At 77.4% G+C, this 615-nt stretch carries 1 protein-coding gene; it reads left to right on the top strand.

Annotated features, from left to right (window positions below):
* Positions 1-453: hypothetical protein (locus HMPREF0731_RS22615; protein WP_007006606.1), on the top strand; the 453-nt coding region annotated here is incomplete at its 5' end.
* Positions 454-615 lie beyond the last annotated feature (162 nt).

Here is a 615-nt window from a genome sequence, read left to right as displayed (position 1 = left end):
GCCAGCCAGCCCGGCCAGGGCCGCGCCGTGGACTACGCCACCCTGGCGCGGCCCGGGGTGGCGGCGCGGGCCGCCATCGCCTCGGTGCTGGTCTATGACCAGGGCCAGCCGCCGCTGCGGGCGGACACGCCGGACAGCGCCATCACGCCCCGGCTGGACGAGGGCGTGGCCGAGGCCACCGGCCCGGCGCCGGGCCGCCGCATGACCGAATCCGGCCGCCATGTGCTGGCGGTGCCGGGCGGCGCGCCCATGCAATGCGCCGTGCTGGAAGGCACCTATGGCCGCACCGCCATGTGGCAGCAGGTCTGCGTGGGCGTCGCCGCCGGGCGCTACCTGAAGGTCTTCGTGGCCGTGCCCGCGCGCCAGAAGGCGCTGCTGACCGAGATGGACGCCGACCTCTTCACCCGGACCATCGCCCAGGCGGCGCGCGGCGTGGCGCCCGCCGCCAACTGAACCGGCGGCGCCGGACAGAAAGAAAGGGCCGGGGAACGCCTTCCCCGGCCCTTTCCGCATCGCGGCTGTCGTGGCGCTCAGCGCTGGCGCGGCCAGTCCAGCTTGGGCTCGGCGCGGCGGGTCTGGGGCTCCGGCCAGGCGGCCGGCGGCGGCACCGGCGGC

This window comes from Pseudoroseomonas cervicalis ATCC 49957 (assembly GCF_000164635.1).
In the GTDB taxonomy this organism is placed as follows: Bacteria; Pseudomonadota; Alphaproteobacteria; order Acetobacterales; family Acetobacteraceae; genus Pseudoroseomonas; species Pseudoroseomonas cervicalis.
The sequence above is the reverse complement of the archived record's forward strand: the minus strand, read 5'-3'. Positions and strand labels throughout refer to the sequence as shown.